Annotated in this window: 19 protein-coding genes and 1 pseudogene; 12 read left to right on the top strand and 8 right to left on the bottom strand. The window is 71.0% G+C overall.

The features are described 5' to 3' along the window. Positions 1–59: 59 nt before the first annotated feature. Together car and Q4V64_RS02835 are read left to right on the top strand one after the other, a co-directional pair. On the top strand, positions 60–3,605 hold the full coding sequence (car, locus tag Q4V64_RS02840) for a carboxylic acid reductase (RefSeq protein ID WP_172628963.1): 3,546 nt from the start codon (positions 60–62) through the stop codon (positions 3,603–3,605). Positions 3,606–3,659: 54 nt separating this feature from the next. Further along, positions 3,660–3,833 (top strand): annotated as a pseudogene (locus Q4V64_RS02835) (rhodanese-like domain-containing protein); the annotation flags it as partial. A 100-nt stretch (positions 3,834–3,933) separates the two neighbouring features. Here the strand turns inward: Q4V64_RS02835 and Q4V64_RS02830 are convergent. After that, positions 3,934–5,193, bottom strand: a complete 1,260-nt coding sequence (locus Q4V64_RS02830; protein WP_303708878.1) for a methyltransferase domain-containing protein — start codon at positions 5,191–5,193, stop codon at positions 3,934–3,936. A gap of 204 nt (positions 5,194–5,397) precedes the next feature. On the opposite strand from Q4V64_RS02830, the gene Q4V64_RS02825 reads away from it, so the two are divergent. After that, positions 5,398–6,033 carry a DUF2218 domain-containing protein gene (locus Q4V64_RS02825; RefSeq protein ID WP_124436992.1) on the top strand — a complete coding sequence of 212 codons (636 nt, stop codon included), beginning with the start codon at positions 5,398–5,400 and terminating at the stop codon, positions 6,031–6,033. Positions 6,034–6,313: 280 nt separating this feature from the next. Here the strand turns inward: Q4V64_RS02825 and Q4V64_RS54710 are convergent, their stop codons facing one another. The 4 genes from Q4V64_RS54710 to Q4V64_RS02805 all read right to left on the bottom strand — a co-directional run bounded on the left by Q4V64_RS54710 (position 6,314) and on the right by Q4V64_RS02805 (position 10,574). Next, complete coding sequence (locus Q4V64_RS54710; protein ID WP_124436991.1) at positions 6,314–6,610, bottom strand: heavy-metal-associated domain-containing protein; 297 nt, start codon at positions 6,608–6,610, stop codon at positions 6,314–6,316. Positions 6,611–6,768: 158 nt separating this feature from the next. Continuing rightward, a complete protein-coding gene (locus Q4V64_RS02815) occupies positions 6,769–7,470 on the bottom strand; it encodes a CPBP family intramembrane glutamic endopeptidase (RefSeq protein ID WP_124436990.1) in 702 nt (233 codons plus the stop codon). A 181-nt stretch (positions 7,471–7,651) separates the two neighbouring features. Further along, complete coding sequence (locus Q4V64_RS02810; RefSeq protein ID WP_124436989.1) at positions 7,652–8,443, bottom strand: ribonuclease BN; 792 nt, start codon at positions 8,441–8,443, stop codon at positions 7,652–7,654. A gap of 148 nt (positions 8,444–8,591) precedes the next feature. After that, positions 8,592–10,574: an aconitate hydratase gene (locus Q4V64_RS02805; protein ID WP_124436988.1), complete on the bottom strand. Its 1,983-nt coding sequence runs from the start codon at positions 10,572–10,574 to the stop codon at positions 8,592–8,594. 135 nt (positions 10,575–10,709) lie between these two features. Between Q4V64_RS02805 and Q4V64_RS02800 the strand changes: the two genes are divergently transcribed. Beyond that, positions 10,710–12,122: an RtcB family protein gene (locus Q4V64_RS02800; RefSeq protein ID WP_124436987.1), complete on the top strand. Its 1,413-nt coding sequence runs from the start codon at positions 10,710–10,712 to the stop codon at positions 12,120–12,122. Positions 12,123–12,160: 38 nt separating this feature from the next. On the opposite strand, the gene Q4V64_RS02795 is transcribed toward Q4V64_RS02800, so the two are convergent. Next, complete coding sequence (locus Q4V64_RS02795) at positions 12,161–12,616, bottom strand: archease (protein WP_124436986.1); 456 nt, start codon at positions 12,614–12,616, stop codon at positions 12,161–12,163. A gap of 346 nt (positions 12,617–12,962) precedes the next feature. Here Q4V64_RS02795 and Q4V64_RS02790 point away from each other — a divergent pair, with 346 nt between their 5' ends. The 7 genes from Q4V64_RS02790 (at position 12,963) to Q4V64_RS02760 (ending at position 20,135) form a co-directional block, all read left to right on the top strand. After that, positions 12,963–13,880, top strand: coding sequence for a universal stress protein (locus tag Q4V64_RS02790; protein WP_124436985.1), 918 nt, complete (start codon positions 12,963–12,965; stop codon positions 13,878–13,880). A gap of 22 nt (positions 13,881–13,902) precedes the next feature. Further along, positions 13,903–14,304: an SseB family protein gene (locus Q4V64_RS02785; RefSeq protein WP_124436984.1), complete on the top strand. Its 402-nt coding sequence runs from the start codon at positions 13,903–13,905 to the stop codon at positions 14,302–14,304. 367 nt (positions 14,305–14,671) lie between these two features. Beyond that, positions 14,672–16,180 (top strand): SulP family inorganic anion transporter, encoded by a 1,509-nt coding sequence (locus Q4V64_RS02780; RefSeq protein ID WP_124436983.1) that lies wholly within the window; start codon positions 14,672–14,674, stop codon positions 16,178–16,180. Positions 16,181–16,266: 86 nt separating this feature from the next. Further along, positions 16,267–17,640, top strand: a complete 1,374-nt coding sequence (locus Q4V64_RS02775) for a potassium transporter TrkG (protein ID WP_124436982.1) — start codon at positions 16,267–16,269, stop codon at positions 17,638–17,640. After that, complete coding sequence (locus Q4V64_RS02770) at positions 17,633–18,358, top strand: TrkA family potassium uptake protein (RefSeq protein ID WP_216377518.1); 726 nt, start codon at positions 17,633–17,635, stop codon at positions 18,356–18,358. Before Q4V64_RS02775 ends, Q4V64_RS02770 begins: the two co-directional genes overlap by 8 nt. Positions 18,359–18,462: 104 nt before the next feature. Further along, the gene (locus tag Q4V64_RS02765) at positions 18,463–18,882 is read left to right on the top strand and encodes a hypothetical protein (protein ID WP_124436981.1); all 420 of its coding nucleotides are present in this window, start codon (positions 18,463–18,465) and stop codon (positions 18,880–18,882) included. Positions 18,883–19,004: 122 nt separating this feature from the next. After that, entirely contained in the window at positions 19,005–20,135 is a 1,131-nt protein-coding gene (locus Q4V64_RS02760) for a site-2 protease family protein (protein WP_124436980.1), read from the top strand. Between the two features lie 389 nt (positions 20,136–20,524). Here Q4V64_RS02760 and Q4V64_RS02755 read toward each other — a convergent pair whose 3' ends face one another. Next, on the bottom strand, positions 20,525–20,899 hold the full coding sequence (locus Q4V64_RS02755; RefSeq protein WP_172628962.1) for a hypothetical protein: 375 nt from the start codon (positions 20,897–20,899) through the stop codon (positions 20,525–20,527). A 146-nt stretch (positions 20,900–21,045) separates the two neighbouring features. Here Q4V64_RS02755 and Q4V64_RS02750 point away from each other — a divergent pair, with 146 nt between their 5' ends. After that, positions 21,046–21,522, top strand: a complete 477-nt coding sequence (locus Q4V64_RS02750) for a CBS domain-containing protein (protein ID WP_124436979.1) — start codon at positions 21,046–21,048, stop codon at positions 21,520–21,522. Positions 21,523–21,595: 73 nt separating this feature from the next. On the opposite strand, the gene Q4V64_RS02745 is transcribed toward Q4V64_RS02750, so the two are convergent. Continuing rightward, positions 21,596–22,000 carry a GNAT family N-acetyltransferase gene (locus Q4V64_RS02745; RefSeq protein WP_124436978.1) on the bottom strand — a complete coding sequence of 135 codons (405 nt, stop codon included), beginning with the start codon at positions 21,998–22,000 and terminating at the stop codon, positions 21,596–21,598. Between the last annotated feature and the right edge of the window lie 49 nt (positions 22,001–22,049).

Below are 22,049 nucleotides of genomic sequence, written 5' to 3'. Positions count from 1 at the left end.
AGGTTCCTCGCGCCCCTCCCTCTCCTGTCCCGAACCCGCACAGAGAACAGGTGACGGCCATGCCCTCCACGCCCAACGCAGCCCCCTCCGCAAGCACCCGACCCGCCCGCCTCGTCGCGGATTTGTCCGTCCACGATCCGCAGTACCGGCGTGCCATGCCACTTCGGACGGTCGGCGCGGCAGTGCGTGACGTCGGGCAGGACCAGATACTGTCGCGCACCGTCGCGACGATCATGGACGGGTATGCCGAGCGGCCGGCCCTGGCGCAGCGGGCCACGGAGCGGGTGACCGACCCTGTCTCCGGGCGGACAGCACTGCGGCTGCTCCCGGAGTTCACGACCGTCAGCTACGGCGAACTGTGGGCGCGGGCCGGTGCCGTCGCGGCGGAATGGGCGGCGGACGCGCAGCGGCCGCTCGCCCCGGGAGACTTCGTCGCGATCTACGGGTTCACCAGCAGCGACTACGTGACTCTCGACCTGGCGTGCCTGTGGCATGGGGCGGTGTCCGTGCCGTTGCAGTCCGGCGCCCCCGTCTCCCAGCTCGCACCGATCGTCGCGGAGACCCGGCCGCGCGTTCTCGCGACTAGTCTCGAACTCCTGGACAAGGCTGTCGAGTTGGTGCTGTCCGCCGAGTCCGGGCCGCGGCTGGTCGTGTTCGACTACCACCCGGAGGACGATGCCGAACGGGAGGTGTTCGAAGCCGCGCGCACTCGGCTGGCCGCGGCCGGTCATCACACCGCCCCCGACACACTGGCGGCGGTGATCGAGCGCGGACGGGACCTGCCGCCCGTGCCGCTGTTCACCCCCGGCCCCGACGACAACCCCACCCGCCTCCTGATCTACACCTCCGGCAGCACGGGGACGCCCAAAGGGGCCATCTACACCGAGCGGATGCTGCACAGGTCGTGGGCCGGCTCCGTACCCATACCGGACGACGTGGCCTCGATCGTCGTCAACTACCTGCCCCTGAGCCATGTGGCCGGCCGCTCGTCGCTCGTGGAGACGCTCAGGCGGGGCGGCATCTCCTACTTCACGGCGAACAGCGATCTGTCGAGCCTGTTCGAGGACATCGCGCTCGCCCGGCCGACGGCCCTGCTCATGGTGCCCCGCATCTGCGACATGCTGTTCCAGGAGTACCAGGCCGAAATGACCCGGCGGGCAGCGGAGTTCGCCGACCGGAAGGCACTCGACGCCGCCGTGAAGACGGACCTGCGGGAGCGCTTCGTCGGCGGGAGGCTGCTTCAGGCGCTCTGCGGCAGCGCGCCGCTCTCCGCCGAACTGCGGGAGTTCGTGGAGTCGTGCCTGGATCTGCCCCTGGTGGAGGGCTACGGCTCCACCGAGACCGGGTCGGTGCTGCTCAACACGCAGGTGCAGCGACCGCCGGTGCTCGACATCAAACTGGTCGACGTGCCCGAACTGGGCTACTTCCAGACGGATTCGCCCTACCCGCGAGGTGAGCTGGTCCTCAAGACGGAGACCCTCACGCCCGGGTACTACCGGCGGCCCGACGCGACGGCTCAGTCCTTCGACGCGGACGGCTTCTACCGGACCGGCGACATCATGGCCCGGATCGGTCCCGACCGGTACGTGTACGTCGACCGCCGCAACAACGTGGTCAAGCTCGCGCAAGGCGAGTTCGTCGCGCTCTCCCGTCTCGAAGGGGTCTACGTCACCAGCCCCCTCATCCGGCAGATCTTCGTCTACGGCAACAGCGAACGCCCCTACCTGCTGGCAGTGATCGTGCCGACCGAGGACGCGATCGGCCGGGTGGCACACCCGGACGACCTCAGGGCCTCGCTGAGTGAAGCGTTGCAAGAGGCCGCCCGCCAGGCCGAGTTGAACTCGTACGAGATCCCGCGCGACTTCCTGATCGAGACCGAACCGTTCACGTTGGAGAACGGCCTCCTGTCGGACACCCGGAAGAATCTGCCTCCCCGGCTCAGGGAACGCTACGGCGAGCGGCTCGAAGCGCTGTACGCCGAACTCGCCCAGGACCAGGAGGACGCGGTGCGCGCGCTGCGCGACGGCGGACCGGACCAGCCCGTGTTCGACACGGTCAGCCGCGCCGCGCAGGCGCTCCTCGGCTGCTCGACGGCGGAGCCGGCCGCCGCCACCCACTTCACCGACCTCGGCGGCGACTCGCTGTCCGCGCTGTCCTTCGCCACTCTCCTGACGGAGATCTTCGGCGTCGAGGTGCCGGTCGCAGTGGTCCTCAGCCCGGCGAACGACCTCCGTTCCATCGCGGACCACATCCGGACCAGCCGCGTATCGGGGGCGAAACTGCCCACGTTCGCCACGGTGCACGGCGCGGGTCGCACCGAGGTGCGCGCGGCCGATCTCACGCTGGACAGGTTCCTGGACACCGACACCCTCGCAGCCGCCCGGCAGTTGCCGCCGCCCGCGGGGAACGCCCCGCGGACCGTGCTGCTCACCGGCGCGAACGGCTATCTCGGCCGGTTCATGTGCCTGGACTGGCTGGAGCGGCTGGCCGGCACCGGCGGAAGGCTGATCTGCGTCGTGCGCGGCCGGGACGAGGCCGCCGCCCGAGCGCGGCTCGACCGCGCGTTCGACAGCGGTGACGCGGAACTGCTGCGCCACTACCGGGAACTGGCCGCACACCATCTCGACGTTCTCGCCGGTGACATCGGTCAGGAGAACCTGGGTCTGGACAAGGCGACCTGGCAGCGGCTGGCCGAGGAGGTCGACCTGATCGCGCACCCGGCCGCACTGGTCAACCACGTGCTGCCGTACGAGCAGTTGTTCGGCCCGAACGTGGTGGGGACGGCCGAACTGATCCGGCTGGCGATCGCCGAGAAGATCAAACCGTTCATCTACCTCTCCACTGTCGCCGTGGCCGGACCACTCGATTCGTCGGCCCTCGATGAGATGGGCGACATCCGGGAGCTGAGCCCCGTGCGGGCACTCGACGACACCTACGCCGGTGGTTACGGCACGAGCAAATGGGCGGGAGAGGTGCTCCTGAGGGAGGCCCACGACCTGTGCGGCCTGCCGGTGGCCGCCTTCCGGTCGGACATGATCCTCGCCCACAGCCGCTGGACCGGCCAGCTGAACCTGCCCGACGTGTTCACTCGCCTGCTGTTCAGCCTGCTACGGACCGGCATCGCGCCGACGTCGTTCTACCGGACCGAGCCACTCGCCGACCCCGGGCGGGCCCACTTCGACGGGCTGCCCGTCGACTTCACCGCCGAAGCCGTCAACACGCTCGGCGCGCGCGACGCGCGCGGGTACCGGACGTTCAACGTGGTCAACCCGCACGACGACGGCGTTTCGCTGGACGACTTCGTGACCTGGCTCGACGAGGCCGGTTACCCGATCCGGCGCCTGGCGGACCACGGCGACTGGCTCGCCCGGTTCGAGACCATGCTCCGCGCACTGCCGGAACAGCAGCGGCAGCACTCGCTGCTGCCGCTGCTGCACGCGTTCAGCCGGCCCGAGGAGCCACTGCCCGGGTCCGCGATCCCGGCCGACCGGTTCCGAGCCGCCGTACGGGAGGCCGGGATCGGCGTGAGCAAGGACATCCCGCATCTGTCACCCGAGTTGATCGTCAAGTATGCGACCGACCTGCGTCAGCGGGGCCTGTTGTAGAGCGGGCCCGCCGGCAGAAACCTGGCGACCAGCGGGGCCGTCGCACAGACGCCGGTGGTGGTGCTCGACGTGCGCCGCGACTCCGAGCGGGCCGCCGGCCACATCGAGGGGTCCGTACACATCCCGATCCATCAGCTGCACCAGCGGATCGGCGAGATTCCGCAGGGAATGGTGTGGGTGCACTGCGCGGGCGGGATGCGCGCAGGGATCGCCGCATCACTGCTGGACCCCCACAACAGACCCCGCGCAGCCGACCTGAACGCCGCACTCGCCCGACTTCGCGACAGGTGAGCCGCCATCTGGGCCGCCCTGCAGTTGGTGCAAGTGTTCAGTGGCGTACTTGCGTGACGCGCCAGAGACGGCGCGGAAGTTCGCCCTCCTCGAAGGCGTGCACTTCCTTCAGTTGCCAGTCGCCCGAGGCGAGGCTGTCGACGAGGTCCCGGTCGAAGAAGTGGACCGCGAAGCCTCCGTGTTCGTAGATGTCGTCGCCTAGCGCGGTGCCCGCGCCGTAGTGGGCGTCGCCGGTGTGGCGGACGGTGTAGATGAGGGTGCCGCCGGGGCGCAGGACGCGGGCGATCTCGCCCATCGCCGCGTGGATGTCCTCGGTCGACAGGGCCATGCACAGCAACATGTGGGCGAAGACGGTGTCCACGGAGACGTCCGGCAGCGGCAGCGGATCGCGTACGTCGTGAGTGACCGTGGTCACCCGCTCCGCAACACCTGCCTGGCGGGCCGCCGCGATGAGCTGCTCCAGGCCGGCGGCGCTGAAGTCGGTGGCGTGCACGGTGAAGCCCTGGCGGGCGAAGAACAGCGCGTCGCGGCCGTGCCCGGCGCCGAGTTCGAGCACCGTGCGGCAGCCCGAGGCGCGGAACAACTCGGCGGCGTAGCGGGCCGGCTCGGAGGGCTCCATGCCGTACATCAGGGGATGCTGTGCGTAGACCGTCTGCCAGTGCTCCCGCTGGGCCGCCGCGATGGGCGCGTCGGCGTGCCGGGAACTTCCCGAGGGGCCGGCGGGCGACGGCCGTACCCCTGCCAGCGTGACCGTGACGAGCCGGTGGACCGCGGCCTCGGACGGTAGGTTTCCGGCCGCGGTGAGGGCGTGGAGGCAGTAGGCCGCGAGCTCGGCGGGTGCGATGTCGTCGCGGACGTCACCGGTCCGTGCGCCGTCGCCCAGCAGCTCCTCGACCATGCCGTGGAGCCGCCGCTGTGCCTGGGTGACCTGACGGTCCTGGTGCAGGAAGACCGCGAGGTCGCCGTCGTGGTGCCGCCGGGAGGCGTGGGAGCCGAGGGCGAACGCCCGCAGTACCGCCTCCAGCCGCTCACCGGCGCCCTCGGTCCGGTCCCGGACCTCGGCCAGCTGGTCGAGGTGATGGTTGATCTGTCGCTCGTGCCAGGCGAGCAGGATCGACTCGACGTCCGGGAAGTACTTGTACAGCGTCGCGCGGCCGATCCCGGAGTCCTTGGCGATCCGCGACATCGTCACCGACGTCAGCCCGTGCTCGGCGACCAGCGCCGCGGTGGTGTCCAGGACCGCGGCGCGTACGGCGGCGCGGTGGGCGTCGATCGTCTCGTTCCACAGTTTGGGCACGGCCCCAGCATACGGTCCGGCGACTCCGTGACACTGTGGATTGACGGAGACAGTGTGTCTCGATAAAGCTGGGGCTCTGTTCCGGGCATCCGGAGGATCGGCCCCGACGGGAGGGAGGCGGCCGTCGCCGTCTCGTTGCCCGCGCGGATCCGATCAGTGCGCCCAGAGTCGTCCGTCCTGCGGGACGGATGCGAAAGGAACGCCATGCCCACCGTCGAAGCCCGCGTCGAGACCGAGCGTCCGAGCCGGTATCTCGTCCAGCTCTGCGAGCACTTCTCGGACAAGGGCCGCCACCTCGGTCACCGGCCACGGGCTCACCTGAGCGGTGACGCGCGAGCACTCCATGACATGCGGGCCGTTGCGGAACAGGCACAGGTCGAATGGACCGACGCCGAGGGAGACGTCAGCCTTCCCTGGGGCCGGATCACGCTGCGGGCCGCCCCGGGCCTGTTGACGCTGGGGGTCGAAGCCGCCGACGAGGAGGACCTGAGGCGGCTGCAGGACCTTGTCACCGGGCACATCGAGAGGTTCGGCCGGCGCGACGGGCTGCAGGTGAACTGGGAACGACGGGAGACCTCTGCGGCGTCACCCGAAGCCGTCGTCACCGCGGGGGCGCCGGGTGGGGGAGACGCGCCGCGCCGCAGCCGCCTCAGGGTCATGGGTCTCGTGGTCGTCGTCGCGCTCGTTCTCGCCGTCCACCTGAGGGTGGGCGGCGTCCTCCTGGCGAACTGGCAGTGGACCGGCTGGGCCGCCGGCGGCGTGCTGCTCGTCGTTCTCGTGAAGGTCGCGGCCCTGGGCGGGTTCGCCCTTCGTCGCGGGCGGGCCGCGAAGAGCCGCTGAACGACGGGACGGGCGACGCGACGCATGCCGGACAGGCGATGTGCGGGCCGGACGGGTGGGCGTCGACGGGTCTCAGAGCCGGTCAAGGTTACGGATGTCGAGCCGGGTGCCGGCCCATGGACCGGGCCTCCGGACGGTCACGGCGACCTGAAAGCGGCGGTGGCGTCTCCTTGAGCTCGACCTCGGCGCCCCGTGCCGGGACGTACCTCCGCATCGGCGGAGCGGCACGTCCCGGCGGGGAGTGAATCGTGTGGCCCGGGGCCGCCTGGCTCCGGACGGCTCACGCCGTGCCGACGAGCTCGTAACCCGCCTCGTCGACGGCGGCGCGGACGGCCTCCTCGTCGAGTGGGGCGGTCGAGGTGACGGTCACCTCACCCGTCTTGGCGACCGCCGCGACCGCGGTGACACCGTCGAGTGCGGATACCTCCTGCGAGACGGCGCCCTCGCAGTGGCCGCAGGTCATGCCGGACACCTTGTAGACGGTGGTGACCCCGCCGGCCTGGGCGTCGGCAGCGGTGCCGGAGTGGCAGGAACCGTCGGTGGAGCAGCAGGAGCCGGAGTTCTTCACGTCGGTCATGGCTTGTCATCCTCACTGGCTGTCGATGCGTGGGTGCCTTCGGGAGGGGCCTGGATCTCCCGGCCTCCCCAGCCAGAATATACCCCCCGGGGGTACCTAATGTGAAGCGTGAGCGGGAGGGCCGTCGGTGTCTGGCGAGGCACCGACCGCCCGGCCGCTCACGCGGGAGGCCACCACCGCGGAGCCGCCCAAGCCAGCGCGTAGCCGAAGCCGTTGATCGCCCAGTGCAGCGCCGCGGGCGCCAGCAGGCTGCCGGAGCGGCGCCGCAGCTCGCAGAGGACCGCCCCGGCCGCGACCATGGCCACGACGGCCGCAGTCACGGTGAGTGTCACGTCTGCCGACCCGCCTCCGAAGGCCGCCTCGACGGCGGCGTTGGAGCGGCCCAGCCCGCGAGAGGGCAGCACATGCCACAGACCGAAGAGCAGTGACGAGGCGGCGGTGGCCCACGCCGTTCCGCGCCGGCGCCGGATCATGGCCCACAGAACGCCGCGGAAGGCGGTCTCCTCCAGCAGTACCGTGCCGAACGGCACCCGCACCAGCACCCGCCACGACAGCTCACCCGCGGACAGGTCGGCGGCCCGGGCATCCTGGAACACCTCCCGGCCGACCGGATGGGCCAGGAGGAGCAGGAAGACGCCGAGGACGGCACCGGCCAGGACGGGCGCCCACCGCAGTCCCCTGCGCACGCCTGCCGCGTCGAGCCCCAGATCGGCCAGGGTCAGGCCGTCCCAACGGGCGATCAACAGCAGGGCGGCTGTGGCGGCCACACAGGTGGGCACGTACGCATAGCGGTCTCGCGCGAGCCAGTTGTTGAGCAGGTTCGCGGCGACCAGGACGACGACGACACAGACGATTCGCATCCTGATTCCAGGATCCTGCGTCGGGGTGCCGGCGTCCTGGCCGGTGTTCAGGCGGCGAGGGGGCGGTCGAGACGAGGCGGTCGGGTCGTTTCCAACTCATGTACTACCAGCTGTAGCCGAAGTCCCGGCTTCTTGGGCAGCCGGCCGGCTCGGACCGCGTGCCGGGCGAGTGCTGCCTCTTTCATCCGTCGCCCCGCGCCGGTCTGTGGTGCTCGCGGAACCAACGGCCGGTCATCGCGCCGCCGTAGACGACGAAGCCCACACCGATGAGCCATGACTCGACGACGAGGACGACGCCGACCGTGCCGTAACTGACCGCGTTGCTGATGACGAGTGGCGTGAAGACGAGGTAGGAGAAGCCCCGGAGGCCGATCAGCCCGATCATGGTGGCGACCGCGCCCGGCAGCAGGTCACGCCAGCGGACCTGACCGCCGAGGAGGAAATGCTGACCCCACCAGAAGAACAGGACGCCGGTCACCGAGGTCAGCGCGATCCGTTCCGGGCCGTGCAGGGCTGCCCCGGTCTGCACCTCCTGGTAGACGTACGCGGTCAGCGCCACCAGCCAGATCGCCTGCCGCCAGACGCGGTGCCACGGGCCGGACGGCAGCTTCCAGATCCGCTCGTAGCCGTTCTGCACGCTCCCGGCGAAGGACACGCCGAACACGGCGAGCGCGACCCCGCCCCACACGCTGGTGGTGTCGACCACCCGGGGGGATGGGCTGATGATGTCCGTGACCGCCCGCGCGGACTGCCCGGTCAGCCCCATGCCGTCGACGAGCCACGACGCGAAGCCCCCGCGCCTCAGCGGGTCGACGGCGGCCACCACGATCAGCAACGGCGCCAGTGTGACCAGAGCGAGCGTGGCGAACCCCAGGGCCCGGTGCATCAGCTCCAGTTCGCGGCCGCGCCGGACGAGGGCGGTCGCGCCGAGCCGGTCCCACCCGTGGTGGAGTACGCGCAGGTACCGCTTCACGGGGCGATCCTCCGTTGGCACGCCGATGCGCGACGAGTGACCGGCGGCGCGTTCGGACAAACATGATCGGGGCCGTCGCGGCGCGAGCGACGGTGGAACGGGGGCAGTCTCCGCCTGTCCGGCGACCGGGATCCCAGCGCTCAAGCGCTCATGGGCCGGCCCGGGCGAGGGCGGGGATGACGCCGCCGGCGAGGACGGCGTGCCGCTGTCGTGGCGAGAGATGGTGGCGCAGTCGGTACGTCTCGTCGCGGGTGGTGTTGTGAGCGGTGAGCATCGCGGGTGCTCCGTCTGCCAGCGCCTCGTGCAGGCCGTCGAGGCGCAGGCGATCGCCCGGCTGGACGCGGGCGTGGTCGTCCGGGTTGTCGAACTCCAGGGGGAGGACGCCGAAGTTGGCGAGGTTCTGCCAGTGGATGCGGGCGTAGGACAGGGCGAGCACGGCGCGCAGCCCGAGGAAGCGCAGCGTGATGGCGGCGTGTTCGCGGGACGAGCCCTGGCCCCAGTTCTCGCCGGCGACGATCAGATGGCCGCCGCCGTCGCGGAGTTCCGCGGCCCGCTTCGGGTAGTCGGCGTCGAGACGGGTCAGGGTGAACTCGGCGAGCTTGGGGACATTGGAGCGATAGGGGAGGGCCCTGGCCCCGGCGGGGGAGATCTCGTCCGTGGAGACATGGTCGCCCGCCTTGAACAGGACCGGCGCGTCAATGGTGTCGGGCAGCGGGTCGAAGTCGGGAAGCGCGGAGATGTTGGGCCCGCGTTCCAGGCGCAGGTGGGCGGCCTCGTCCGGGGCGGGCGGCGGCTCCAGCATCGCGGTGTTGACCGTCGCCTCCTCGGGCAGTTCCAGCGCCGGATACGGCACGTCGTGCGCGGCGGCCCAGTCCCGTGGGTCGGTGATGCTTCCGGTGAGCGCGGAGGCGGCCGCGGTCTCCGGGGAGCACAGCCACACCGCGTCGTCCTCGGTGCCGGAGCGGCCGCGGAAGTTGCGCGGGAAGGTGCGCAGTGAGTTGCGGCCGGCGGCCGGAGCCTGGCCCATGCCGATACAGCCCAGGCAGCCCGACTGGTGCAGCCGCGCACCGGCCGTCAGTAGATCGAAGGTGGCGCCCATGCGAGTGAGGTCCTGCAGGATCTCCCGGGAGGTGGGGTTGATGTCGAAACTCACGCCGGGAACGGTCTGACGGCCGCGGACCATGGCGGCGGCGATGGCGAAGTCACGCAGTCCGGGATTGGCCGAGGAACCGAGCACGGCCTGCCCGATCGGCTCCCCGGCCACCTCGCGCACGGGCACGACGTCGCCCGGAGACGAGGGCCTGGCGATCAGCGGCCGGAGCGCGGAGAGGTCGATGTCCTCCTCCAGGTCGTAGTGGGCGCCGGGCTCGGCGGCGACCTCCCGGAAGTCGTGCTCGCGGCCCTCGGCGCGCAGGAAGACCCTTACGGCCTCGTCGGCGGGGAAGACGCTGGTGGTGGCGCCGAGTTCGGCGCCCATGTTGGCGATGACGTGCCGGTCCATCGCGGTCAGGTGGGCGAGGCCGGGTCCGTGGTACTCCAGGATCCGGCCCACCGCGCCCTTGACTCCATGGCGGCGCAGCAACTCCAGGATCACGTCCTTGGCGCTCACCCACTCGGGCAGTGCGCCGGTCAGCCGTATGCCCCAGATCCGCGGCATGGTCACATACAGCGGCCGGCCGGCCATGGCCAGCGCGACCTCCAGGCCGCCGACGCCGATGGCCAGCATGCCCAGCGAGCCGGCGGCGCAGGTGTGCGAGTCCGAGCCGGCCAGGCTCTTGCCGGGGACGCCGAAGCGCTGCATGTGAGTGGGGTGCGAGACGCCGTTGCCGGGCTTGGAGTACCAGACGCCGTAGCGCCGGGCGGCCGAGCGCAGGAAGACGTGGTCCTCGGCGTTGCGCTCGTCCGCCTGGAGGATGTTGTGGTCGACGTACTGCACGCTGACCTCGGTGCGCACCCGGTCCAGGCCCAGCGCCTCCAGCTCCTGCATCACCAGCGTCCCGGTGGCGTCCTGGGTGAGGGTCTGGTCGACCCGCAGCGCGATCTCCTCGCCCGGGACCGTACGCCCTTCGAGCAGGTGTTCCTCGATGAGCCGGTGCGCCACGGTGCCGCCGGAACGCCGTCGCTCGACCATCCCTGAAACCTCCGTGACGTTGTCCGGGTCCGAACGAACGCCGGGTACCCGATCAGCACGTTCTTGTGCCAGGCGATAGGGAGGTGCCTGCGCGGGTACCCCCGGACGTGTGGACGGCCGGCGCGGGAGGCTGCGATGGAACTGGTCCAGGAAGCCGACCACCGCTTCCGCATCGAACCGCGGGGCGCGATGCGCGTGCCCGGGGTGGTCTTCGCGTCCCGGGCCTTGCTGAGGGACGCCGAGAAGTCGCTGGAACAGGTGGCCAACGTGGCCACGCTGCCGGGCATCGTCGGCGCGTCGTACGCCATGCCGGACATCCACTGGGGCTACGGCTTCCCCATCGGCGGCGTCGCCGCCACCGACGTGGACCAGGGTGGTGTCGTCTCGCCCGGCGGCGTCGGCTTCGACATCTCCTGCGGGGTGCGCCTGCTGGCCGCCGACACCGACCGGCAGGCCCTCGAAGCCGAACTGCCCGCGGTCATGGACGGCCTGGACCGGTCGATCCCGCGCGGCGCGGGACCCGGCGGCGTGTGGAAGCCGTCCGGCACAGGACAGCTGGAGCGCATTCTGCGCGGCGGCTCCCGGTACGCCGTGGAGGAGGGGTACGGCGAGGAGCGCGACCTGATCCGTTGCGAGGACGGCGGGGCGGTCGCCGACGCCGACGTCTCCGAGGTCAGCCGGCGGGCGCGGGAGCGGGGGCTGGGCCAGGTGGGCAGCCTGGGGTCCGCCAACCACTTCCTGGAGGTGCAGTGCGTCGACGAGGTGTACGACGAGACGGCCGCCGCCGCGTTCGGGCTCGCCGTCGGCCAGGTGTGCGTGATGATCCACTGCGGTTCACGCGGCCTCGGCCACCAGATCTGCACCGATCACGTCCGGGCGATGGACCGCGCCATGGCCCGCTACGGCATCACCGTCCCCGACCGGCAACTGGCCTGCACCCCGGTCGACTCGCCCGAGGGGCAGGCGTATCTCGGCGCGATGGCCGCCGCGGCCAACTACGGCCGGGCCAACCGCCAGCTGCTGTCCGACGCGGCCCGTCGGACCTTCCGCCGCAGCGCGGGCGCCCGCCTGTCCCTGGTGTACGACGTGTCCCACAACCTCGCCAAGATCGAGACCCATACGGTGGCCGGAGCGCGGCGCAGGCTGTGCGTGCACCGCAAGGGAGCCACGCGCGCCTTCCCGCCCGGCCATCGGGACCTGCCCGAGGATCTGCGGGAGGTCGGCCAGCCGGTACTGATCCCGGGAACGATGGGCACGGCCTCGTACGTCCTGGCCGGCGTGCCCGGCGGTGACGCGTTCTTCTCCACGTGCCACGGCGCTGGGCGGGTGCTGAGCCGTCACCAGGCCGCACGCGCGGTCACCGGGAGGGAACTGCTGGCCCGGCTGGAAGCGGGGGGCATCGCGGTGCGCCCCCGGTCGCTGCGCGGCCTGTCGGAGGAGACACCGGAGGCGTACAAGGACGTGGGCGAGGTGGTCGCGGCCAGCGAGGGCGCGGGGCTGTGCCGCACCGTCGCCCGGCTGGTGCCGCTCGGTGTGCTGAAGGGCTGAGGTCACGAGCGGTCCGTACGGTGCCCACCCCCGTTACGTCACACGTCCACGGTCACCGCACACGACCATCCGTAAGGATCCGGCCCGATGCGCATCCCGTGCCAGGAGATGCCCTTCGGCACGGAACCGATGATCTCCACGTCCGCCAGGCCGGCCAGGGCCAGCCGTACATCCAGGCCGTCGTCGACCGTGTCCGCCTCCAGGTCGACGGCCACCTGGCCGTCCACCTCCAGGCGGAAAACGACCTCCTCCAGCAGCGCGGTCAGCAGGTCGTCGTCCTGCTCCTCCGCCAGCCGGACGCGTTCGACCGCGGTGGGCCGCACCGCCGAGACATCCGCGAAGCACTCGACCATTCCCAGCGCCGCCTCCACCAGGCAGCGCTCACGGCTCACGCCCCACGCCTCTATCCGCACGTCGGCCGTGTGCGGCACCGCCCGGTGGCCACTGTCGCCCAGCCGCCGCGCCTGAATCTCGTCATCCGTGTCACCGACCATGCGCACCGCCCGATCCACTCAGTCGCAGGTCTCGCGCCGAGAGGGCTCCGGTGTCCGTGCGGAGGAGCAGTCCGACGAACAGCGTCCGGTCGTCTCCCCGGCAGGAGCACTGCGACCGTACGAGTGCCCGCCACGGGGCAGCCCATGCGCCGGTCACGGCGGCGCCGGGTCGCCGACGCGGCGAGGGATCGGTGCACACAGCGCGATGCGCACAGTGCGGTGCACACAGTGCTGGTGGCAACGGTGTGGGCGACAGCCCGTGGGGGTACCCGGCGCGCATGACGCACCCAAGCCGTGGCGGGCGGGCACCGGCCGTGCGGCTGCGCCTCGTGCGGGAGAGGACACGATGGTGACTGGCGACGGTGGGCTCGGCACGGTACTCCTCGGCTTCGACGACACGGCGTACTCATGGCTCGCCGCGGAGTGGGCGGCCACCGAGGCGGACCGGCGCGGCTGTGCGTTGAAGGTCGTCCATTCCGTCGGCCGTAGCGCGGATGCCGCGTACGGGGAGACAGGCATGGGTCTCACGGAGCAGGTTCTCGAGGGGGCCGTCGGGGTGCTGGATGACGCCCGGGCGCGACTCGGGGCCGCTCATCCCGGCGTGCCGATCGATACCGCCCTCGCCCGTGACGAACCGGCCGACGCCCTGGTGACCGCGGCCCAGGACGCCGGCCTGGTCGTGGTCGGCACCCGCGGGCGAGGTGGTTTCGCCGGGCTGCTGCTGGGCTCGGTGAGCCTGAAGGTGGCCGCCCACGCGGACCGACCGGTCGTCGTCGTGCGCGGGGACACCGCGAAAGCCGCCCACAAAAGCATCGTGGTCGGCGTGCGCGACGGCCGGGACGAGGAAGCCGTGCGGTTCGCCCTCGCCGAGGCCGAGCTGCGCCAGGCCGGCGTGCGTCTGGTCCACGCGTGGGCGCCGCGCGTGTACAGCGGCCGCATGATGCCCCAGGCCACCAACCTCGATGAGGAGCGGCATGCCCACGCCGAGCTGCTGAACCATGCCGCCCGTCCCGCCGCCGAGTACCCGAACGTGCACCTGGACACCGAGCTGTTCGTCGACTCGCCGGCCGCTGCCCTGGTACAGGCATCCGCTCGGGCCGACCTGGTGGTGATTCCACGGCACCCGGCCGAGGGCAGGTTCGGACTGCGTCTGGGGTCGGTGGTGCACGCCGTACTGCACCACGCGAGCTGCCCCGTCGCCGTCGTACCCGCGGGTCGGACCGCCGCCGCGGACGACAGCGCCGTAGAGACGACAGCGCCGTAGAGACGACACGATTGGATCAGTCATGACGGACCACTTTCCCAATGGTGCTGCCTCCGCCGTTCAGCTGGCCCTGCGGGCGGTGGTCGAAGGCGAGGCCGATGAGACGGCGCTGAACACCCTCGCCGGCGGGGAGGTTCTCATCCCCACCGGCGCTCCCGCTGTCGAGGAGCAGGAGCCCGGCAGAGTGACCCTTCCTGTCTACGAGCAGGAGGACGGCACCGAACTGGTGCCGGTCTTCACCTCGCAGGCACGCATGCGGCAAGCGCTGCCGCAGATCACCCAGCATCGGCAGGTGGTGCTCGGTGAGCTCGCCCATGGCTGGCCGTCGGAGAAACTGGCGCTGATCATCGACGCGGGCACACCGGAGCAGCTGGCACTGACGGCTCAGGGGGTGAGGGAACTGCTCGACCGTGACGTCGGCTGAGGCCGCATCGTGCTGATCACCCGTTGGCGACGACGGGCACACCGCGGCGCGAGCGCGGCGATCTCGCCGATCTTCCGACGTTAGAGTGGAGTCCGTCAGCCGTGTCGGGGGCAACGAAGCGCCCGGCGAAGTGTTCGAGGTTCGCAGGAGAGAGCGTGCGCATGTCCGTGATGTCCGGCGCCGCTGCCTGCCCGCCGTGACCCCTCGGCCCCGAGCCGCACCCCGTCCCGTCGCGGATCGCTTCGCTGCCGCCCACTGACTTCGGTCCGCCGCTCGCCGGCCTCGCGGATCGCCGCCCGCCCTCCCTGCCTTCCCGCGCGCCCGCCGTGTTGACGGGTGTGCCCGAGCACGACAGGTTCCCTTCGTCTTGTCTTCCTCCGCCCTGTCCCCGGCCGCGTGGCTGCGCGGCTCCCGACGGCCCTCCTGGCTGTCCGATCCGAAGGTGCTGCGCACCGAGGTGCTCGCCGGCCTCGTGGTCGCCCTGGCGCTGATCCCGGAGGCGATCTCGTTCTCGATCATCGCCGGGGTCGACCCGGCGGTCGGCCTGTTCGCCTCGTTCACGATGGCCGTCACCATCGCGATCGTCGGCGGCCGCCCGGCCATGATCTCCGCGGCCACCGGCGCGGTCGCCCTGGTCATCGCCCCGCTCAACCGCGAGCACGGCTTCGGCTACCTCGTCGCGGCCGTCATCCTGGCCGGTGTCTTCCAGATCGTCCTCGGCGCACTCGGGGTGGCCAAGCTGATGCGGTTCGTGCCGCGCAGCGTGATGGTCGGCTTCGTCAACTCGCTCGCGATCCTCATCTTCATGGCACAGGTCCCGGAGATGACGGACGTGCCCTGGCCCGTCTACCCGCTCATCGCCGCCGGTCTCGCGCTGATGGTGTTCTTCCCGAAGGTCACGACGGTGATCCCGGCTCCCCTGGTGTCCATCGCCGTCCTCACCGTCATCACGCTCGCGGCCGGCATCGCGGTGCCGACCGTCGGCGACAAGGGCGACCTGCCGTCCTCCCTGCCCGTACCGGGCCTGCCGGACGTGCCGTTCACCCTGGACACGCTGACGACCGTCGCGCCGTACGCGCTCGCCATGGCCCTGGTCGGTCTGATGGAGTCGCTGATGACCGCCAAGCTGGTCGACGAGATCACCGACACCCACTCCTCCAAGACCCGTGAGTCCGTCGGCCAGGGCGTCGCCAACATCGTCACGGGCTTCTTCGGCGGGATGGGCGGCTGCGCGATGATCGGCCAGACGATGATCAACGTACGAGTGTCCGGCGCCCGCACCCGGCTGTCGACGTTCCTGGCCGGAGCGTTGCTGATGGTGCTGTGCATCGTCTTCGGGCCGGTCGTCTCCGACATCCCCATGGCCGCGCTGGTCGCCGTGATGGTCATGGTGTCGGTCGCCACGTTCGACTGGCACTCCATCGCCCCGAAGACGCTTCTGCGCATGCCGGCCGGGGAGATCACCGTCATGGTGGTCACCGTCGCGTGCGTGGTGGCCACCCACAACCTCGCCATCGGCGTCGTCGTCGGCTCCGTCACCGCGATGGTCATCTTCGCCAAGCGCGTCGCCCACCTCGCCGAGGTCACCGCCGTCACCGACCCCGAGGGCACCTCCGTGGTCTACCGGGTCACCGGTGAGCTGTTCTTCGCCTCCTCCAACGACCTCGTCGGCCAGTTCCACTACGCCACCGACCCGGACAAGGTCGTCATCGACCTTTCCGCCGCGCACATCTGGGACGCCTCCTCCGTCGCCGCCCTGGACGCCATCGAGACCAAATACGCCCAGCGCGGCAAGACCGTCGAGATCACCGGCCTGAACGAACCCAGTGCCCGCATGCACGAGAAGCTGAGCGGCGAACTCACCGGCGGTCACTGACCACACACCCCTGGACCGGCCGGCTGGATCTTGACGGGATGCTGATGGATCCTTGACGGACGGTTGGCGAGCAGGAAGGCCGGCGAGTGGCGGGACGTGCGGGGCGGGTGTGGCAGTCGCTGTTGGCTGCGCATCCCGCTCGTACGGTGGTCATGGGCTTCGCCGCGGTGATCCTGCTGGGGACGGTACTGCTGATGCTGCCCGTCGCCGCGGAGGACGGCCGGAGCACCGATGCCGTGACGGCGCTGTTCACGTCCACGTCGGCGGTGTGCGTGACGGGCCTGGTCGTGGTGGACACGGGCACGTATTGGAGCGGCTTCGGCGAGGGCGTGATCCTGGTGCTGTTCCAGGTCGGCGGCTTCGGCATCATGACGATGGCCTCGCTGCTGGGTCTGCTGATCTCCGGGAAACTGCGGCTGCGGATGCAGTTGACCGCGCAGGCGGAGACCAAGAGCCTGGACATCGGGGACGTGCGGCGCGTGCTGCTCGGGGTCGCGGGATGCACGTTCGCGGTGGAGCTCGCGGTGGGCGCCGTGCTGGCGCTGCGGCTGCGCTTCGGCTACGGCGAGTCCGTCTGGGACGCCTCGTATCTGGGGTTCTTCCATGCCGTGTCGGCGTTCAACAACGCCGGGTTCGGGCTGCACGTCGACAACCTCACCAAGTACGCGCAGGACCCATGGGTGACGCTGCCGATCGCCGTGGCCGTGATTCTCGGCGGGATCGGATTTCCCGTGCTGCTGGAGTTGCTGCGGCACCGCAAGCGGGCCCGCGCCACGGGCCGGCGTCGCTGGTCGCTGCACTTCCGGCTGACGGTGGTCACCACCGCCGTGCTGCTGTCCGCCGGGACGCTGCTGACCTGTGTGCTGGAATGGACGAACGGCGGCACACTGGGCCCGTTCGACTGGGACGAGAAGATCCTGGCAGGGTTCTTCCACTCGGCGATGTCCCGGACAGCGGGGTTCAACAGTGTCGACATCGGGGCGATGACGGACGCGACGCTGCTGCTGACCTGCATGCTGATGTTCGTCGGCGGCGGCAGTGGAGGCACCGCGGGCGGCATCAAGGTCAGCACGTTCGCGGTGCTGGGTGCGGCGATGGTCGCCGAGGTGCGCGGTGAACCCACCTCCGCGGTGATGGGCCGCAAACTCGCACCGCATGTGCTGCGGCAGGCGTTGACCGTGGCGCTGGCCGGCGTGGGGTTCGTGATGACGGCGACCCTCGCGCTGCTCGCCGTGGTCGACAAGCCCTTCGAGGAGGTGCTGTTCGAGTCGGTCTCGGCCTTCGGCACGGTGGGGCTGTCCACCGGCATCACCGCTGACCTGCCGACCGCCGGCCGGCTGATCGTCATCGTGCTCATGTTCGTCGGCCGGCTCGGCCCGGTCACCCTGGTCTCGGCGCTTGCCCTGCGCGAGCGCAAGCGCCGCTACGAGCTACCCGAGGAGCGACCCGTCATTGGCTAGCCATCTGCACTCTCTGCGCCGTCGTCGCGGCAGGCGCCCCGCCGAGCACGCCGCCGCCTCCGGTCGCGGTGACCAGCGCGTGGCCGTGATCGGTCTCGGCCGCTTCGGCAGCTCGCTGGGCCATGAGCTGATGCGGCGCGGCTGGGACGTTCTCGGCGTCGACACCGACGCGCTTCTGGTCCAGCGGTTGAGCGACGATCTCACCCATACGGCCGTTGCCGACTGCACCGACCCCGAGGTGCTGCGTCAGCTCGGCGTGCACGAGTTCAGCAGCGCCGTGGTCGGCATCGGCACCGACGTCGAGGCCAGCATCCTCATCGCCTCCAACCTGCTGGAGGCGGAGGTGCCCAACATCTGGGCCAAGGCCATCAGCCGCCAGCACGGCCGGATCCTCGAACGCCTCGGCGTACACCATGTCGTTCTGCCCGAGCACGAGATGGGCGAGCGCGTCGCCCACCTGGTCACCGGCCGGATGCTCGACTTCATCGAGTTCGACGACGACTACGCCCTGGTGAAGACCGTCGCTCCGGCCGTCGTCACCGGCATGCCGCTCGGTGAGAGCCAGGTGCGTCGCAGGTACGGGGTGACGGTCGTCGGCATCAAGCGGCCGGGCGAGGGCTTCACCTACGCCACCGCCGAGACGGTCCTGGAGAAGGGCGATGTCATCGTCGTCACCGGCAAGATCCACGATGTCGAGTCCTTCGCCGAACTCAGCTGAGTCCACGGCGGGCGGCCGTACCGAGAAGAGCGCTCGCCGGGCGTGGACCGCGCCGGAGGCGCTGTCATAGGAGCAAGGCGAGTGACGCGAGGAAGGATGCGCTGATGGTGGAGTGGCGGCCGTTGCGGGCCGCGGTCAGGCCGGTGCCCGAGCCTGTCGCGACGCCCTTCGTCTGGGCGGCGGCCTTCGCGGGGGCACTGCTGACCGTGGGGGTGCTGAGCGCGGCCAACGGGCTTGTCGACCCGCTGCACGCCCTGCTGGTGCTGTGTGCCCTGGCCGCACTGCTGGGGGTGTGCGCGCGTTTCGCCGCGGCGCCGGGCACGGCCGCGGTGTGCTGGCTGTTCCTCAACGGCTTCACGGTGCCTCCGCGAGGGGAACTCACGTGGCAGGGGTATCCGGATGCGGGGCGGCTCGCCTTCCTGACGGTTGCGACGCTGCTCGGTACGGTGATCGCCCGCATCGTCAACGCCCGGGGCGCCTACCGGCGGATCACGCCGGGCGGGGACCGCGACGCGAGCCCGTGAGCTGCCGTTGCGGTCCCATCGCTTCGGCGAGCCGCATACGTCCCGTCCACACCCGGCGCCGGGGCCCCCGGCACGAGGGACACTGTCAGCAGGGGGACCCACACCGTCCGCAGGAGATGGTGATGAACGGCTCGGTACGGATGGGACGAGTGCTCGGGGTACCGCTGCGCCTTCACTGGACCGTGCCCCTGCTCGTAGTGCTCTTCGGGTACAGCCTGGGCAGCCAGACGCTCCCCGCCGGGGTTCCGGACCGGTCGGACGCCACCTACACGCTGGCCGGCCTGGCCGGGGCCCTGCTGCTGCTCGGGAGCCTGCTGGCTCATGAAGCCGCGCACGCGGTCACGGCCCGGAGGAAGGGCATCCCGGTCCAGAGCATCACGCTGTGGGCGTTGGGCGGGATGACCGAGATGGGCAAGCCGCGCGCGGCCGGGGCGGCCTTCCTGGTAGCCGTGAGCGGGCCGCTCACCAGCCTGGTCGTCGGTGCGGCGGCGTTCGGGGCGGGCATCGGACTGGACGCCCTCTCCGGCTGGGAGGTTCCCGCAGCGGTCCTGTTGTGGCTCGGCTGGGTGAACTGCTTCCTGGCCGTGTTCAATCTGCTGCCGGCCGCGCCGCTCGACGGAGGACGCGTCGTGCAGGCGCTGATGTGGCGGCGGACCGGAGACCGGGACCGGGCCGAACGGGCGGCCGCACGCAGCGGGCAGGTCCTCGGCATCCTGCTGATCGCCGTCGGATGGATCTCCGTCCTGCGCGGTGTCTGGAGCGGTCTGTGGCTGGCGCTCCTCGGTTTCTTCGTCCTGGTCGTCGCCGGCGCGGAGCGCCAGCGTGCCCGGATGGCCCCGGCGCTGCGCGGAGTGCGCGCGGCCGACGCCATGTCGACGCCCGTGGAGACCTGCCAGGACTGGCTGACCGTGGAACGCTGCGTCGAGGACGTGGCCGCACGGGCCCGCCACTCCACGCTGCCCCTGATCGACTTCGACGGACGCCCCAGTGGCCTGCTGCACCTGCCACGGCTCGCGCGGATCCCCGCGCAGCAGCGGGAGACACTGCGGGTGCGGGATGTGGCGACGCCGCTGGCGCAGGGCGCCACGTGCGCGCCGGACGACCTCCTGGAAGACGTACTCGAAAAGCTCTCCCCGGGCAGCGGCATGCGCATCCTCGTCACCGACGGGCAGCGTCTGGTGGGCATCATCACCGCGCGTGACATCTCCCGGATCGTCCAGCGCCACGCATTTCGCGGCACGCGGAGCCGGTGACCCGCGGCATGATCCCCGGGGCGGGCCTGGACCAGGGCCTGTCCGGCGGATCATGCCGCAGACGCGGGGGCGCAGTGACACCAGCCTCCCCCACTCTCGGCTTCGCTCGAGCGGGGGGACCCCCATCGCGGCGGGCGCCCATCTGCCGCGTTGTCGTCGGTCGCCGACTCTCCCACTCTCGGCTTCGCTCGAGCGGGGGGACCCCCATCGCGTCGCCCGCCGCGGCAGCGGCTGATGTCACAGCCTCCTCCGCCTTGCAGCTGGACGCTCCCCCACGCTCGAACAACCTCGCGCGGGGGCACCCCCATCGCCCCCGCTCACCCGCGTTCATCAGTCGCCGCCGATTTCCTGCGACCTGATCCGCCGGACGGGCCCTAACGCCGGCGCAGTCAGACCTTCCGCGAGCGTCGGCGCAGGACTCTGCGCAGCCACCGCAGAGGACGCACCCGAATTCCGGTGGTCGGGGGCCCTGAATGCCGGGCGGTGAGAGGCGAGTAGGGCACGGGGACGCGGTCGCCGTCGGTTTCCATGACGCAGACGGGGACGTCCCCCGCCTCTTTCGACGGGTGGACGTGGACGGTGAACGGCTGAGGCGGGTCGTCGGGCAGCTCCGCGGCCAGCACCGTGACACCCGTGCGGCGCCCACGCCGAAAGTCGACCACTTTGCCGTCGACCAGCAACTCGACGTCGCCCGATCGCGCGCCTGTCTGAACCGTGACCGAATGCCCGGCCCGGTCGAGGTGAAAGCGGTGACCGCGGGCCATGAGGACCTCCCGAGCCCAGTCACTCCATGCAATTCAAGAATACGTACCGCGTCCCTGCGTACGTGTCGGGTCAATGACCTGGCCGACACCCGTAAGACGTACGACGCTTGAGGACAGGAACGCTTCCAGCAGATGAGGAGCCCGCCGTGCGCGCCCGTGACCTGGCGGTCGAATACAGAACAGTGAGCGTCGACAGTGACGCCCTGGACGCGGCCCGGCTGATGGCCGAGCACAAGCTGCCCGGCCTCCTGGTACTCGACGAACACGGTGAACCGAAGGCGATTCTGCCCCCCTCCCAGATGATCAAGGTGCTGGTGCCCGCCTACGTGATCGAAGACCCCACCCTCGCCGCGGTCGTCGACGAGAAGCACGCCGACCGGCTCTGCCAGGCACTGGTCGGCCGCCGTGTCGGAGACTGCCTGTCCCACAAGGCGGCCCCGCCGCCGATCGCCGACCCCGACGACACCGCGCTGGAGGTTGCCGCGCTGATGGCGCAGGTGCGCAGCCCGCTGGTGGCGGTGGCGGAGAAGGACAAGGCCGGTACGCACCTGCTGGGTGTGATCACCGCCTCGCACCTGCTGCACGAACTCCTGGGAGCCGTGGGGGCGGTGAGCCCCGAGTAAGCACACCGGACCTGTCGGCGCGCAGGGCTACTGCGGGCCGGAGGTCCGGAGGATGCTGAGGCGCACCTCGTCGTCAGTGGGCGCGAGGCCGGCGGGGCGACCAATGAGCCAGCAGATACCGCCACGATCGCCGGAACGGCCCCATCAGGTGGCGGCACAAAGCGCCGCCGTGGGGGAACACCACCGCGGTCTCCCGGGCCATCGTCAGGAAGAATGCCCGCCCGTCCGGGGTCTGCGATGTCGTGGTCCACAGGTAGCCGGGGCGATGGGCGAGGAGAGAATGGACGAGTTCGCGTCCCAGCCCCTGATGTCGCCAGGCCTCGCAGACCCAGATGTCCAGGATCCGCCCCGCGCGGCACGTCCGGCAGGCACGGAAACGCAGCCGTCCTACGACGCGGCCGTCGGGATCGAGCATGACGATCTCAGTCGGTGTTCCCGTACTCCACAACTGTGCACTCGTGGGCTCATCCGGACCCATCCGGACCACCTCTCACGGAGTCTTCGTCGCCGCGTCTTCGGGACGACGA

Origin of the sequence: Streptomyces sp. NL15-2K, assembly GCF_030551255.1 — a bacterium.
GTDB lineage: Bacteria > Actinomycetota > Actinomycetes > Streptomycetales > Streptomycetaceae > Streptomyces.
This window is presented reverse-complemented; position numbering and strand designations above follow the sequence as displayed.

Excerpts from the sequence above, each read along its gene's own strand:
- car (WP_172628963.1), top strand. The coding sequence starts at position 60 with ATGCCCTCCACGCCCAACGCAGCCCCCTCCGCAAGCACCCGACCCGCC.
- Q4V64_RS02825 (WP_124436992.1), top strand. The coding sequence starts at position 5,398 with ATGCCCACCGTCGAAGCCCGCGTCGAGACCGAGCGTCCGAGCCGGTAT.
- Q4V64_RS54710 (WP_124436991.1), bottom strand. The coding sequence starts at position 6,610 with ATGACCGACGTGAAGAACTCCGGCTCCTGCTGCTCCACCGACGGTTCC.
- Q4V64_RS02815 (WP_124436990.1), bottom strand. The coding sequence starts at position 7,470 with ATGCGAATCGTCTGTGTCGTCGTCGTCCTGGTCGCCGCGAACCTGCTC.
- Q4V64_RS02805 (WP_124436988.1), bottom strand. The coding sequence starts at position 10,574 with ATGGTCGAGCGACGGCGTTCCGGCGGCACCGTGGCGCACCGGCTCATC.
- Q4V64_RS02800 (WP_124436987.1), top strand. The coding sequence starts at position 10,710 with ATGGAACTGGTCCAGGAAGCCGACCACCGCTTCCGCATCGAACCGCGG.
- Q4V64_RS02795 (WP_124436986.1), bottom strand. The coding sequence starts at position 12,616 with ATGGTCGGTGACACGGATGACGAGATTCAGGCGCGGCGGCTGGGCGAC.
- Q4V64_RS02790 (WP_124436985.1), top strand. The coding sequence starts at position 12,963 with ATGGTGACTGGCGACGGTGGGCTCGGCACGGTACTCCTCGGCTTCGAC.
- Q4V64_RS02785 (WP_124436984.1), top strand. The coding sequence starts at position 13,903 with ATGACGGACCACTTTCCCAATGGTGCTGCCTCCGCCGTTCAGCTGGCC.
- Q4V64_RS02765 (WP_124436981.1), top strand. The coding sequence starts at position 18,463 with ATGGTGGAGTGGCGGCCGTTGCGGGCCGCGGTCAGGCCGGTGCCCGAG.
- Q4V64_RS02760 (WP_124436980.1), top strand. The coding sequence starts at position 19,005 with ATGAACGGCTCGGTACGGATGGGACGAGTGCTCGGGGTACCGCTGCGC.
- Q4V64_RS02755 (WP_172628962.1), bottom strand. The coding sequence starts at position 20,899 with ATGGCCCGCGGTCACCGCTTTCACCTCGACCGGGCCGGGCATTCGGTC.
- Q4V64_RS02745 (WP_124436978.1), bottom strand. The coding sequence starts at position 22,000 with ATGGGTCCGGATGAGCCCACGAGTGCACAGTTGTGGAGTACGGGAACA.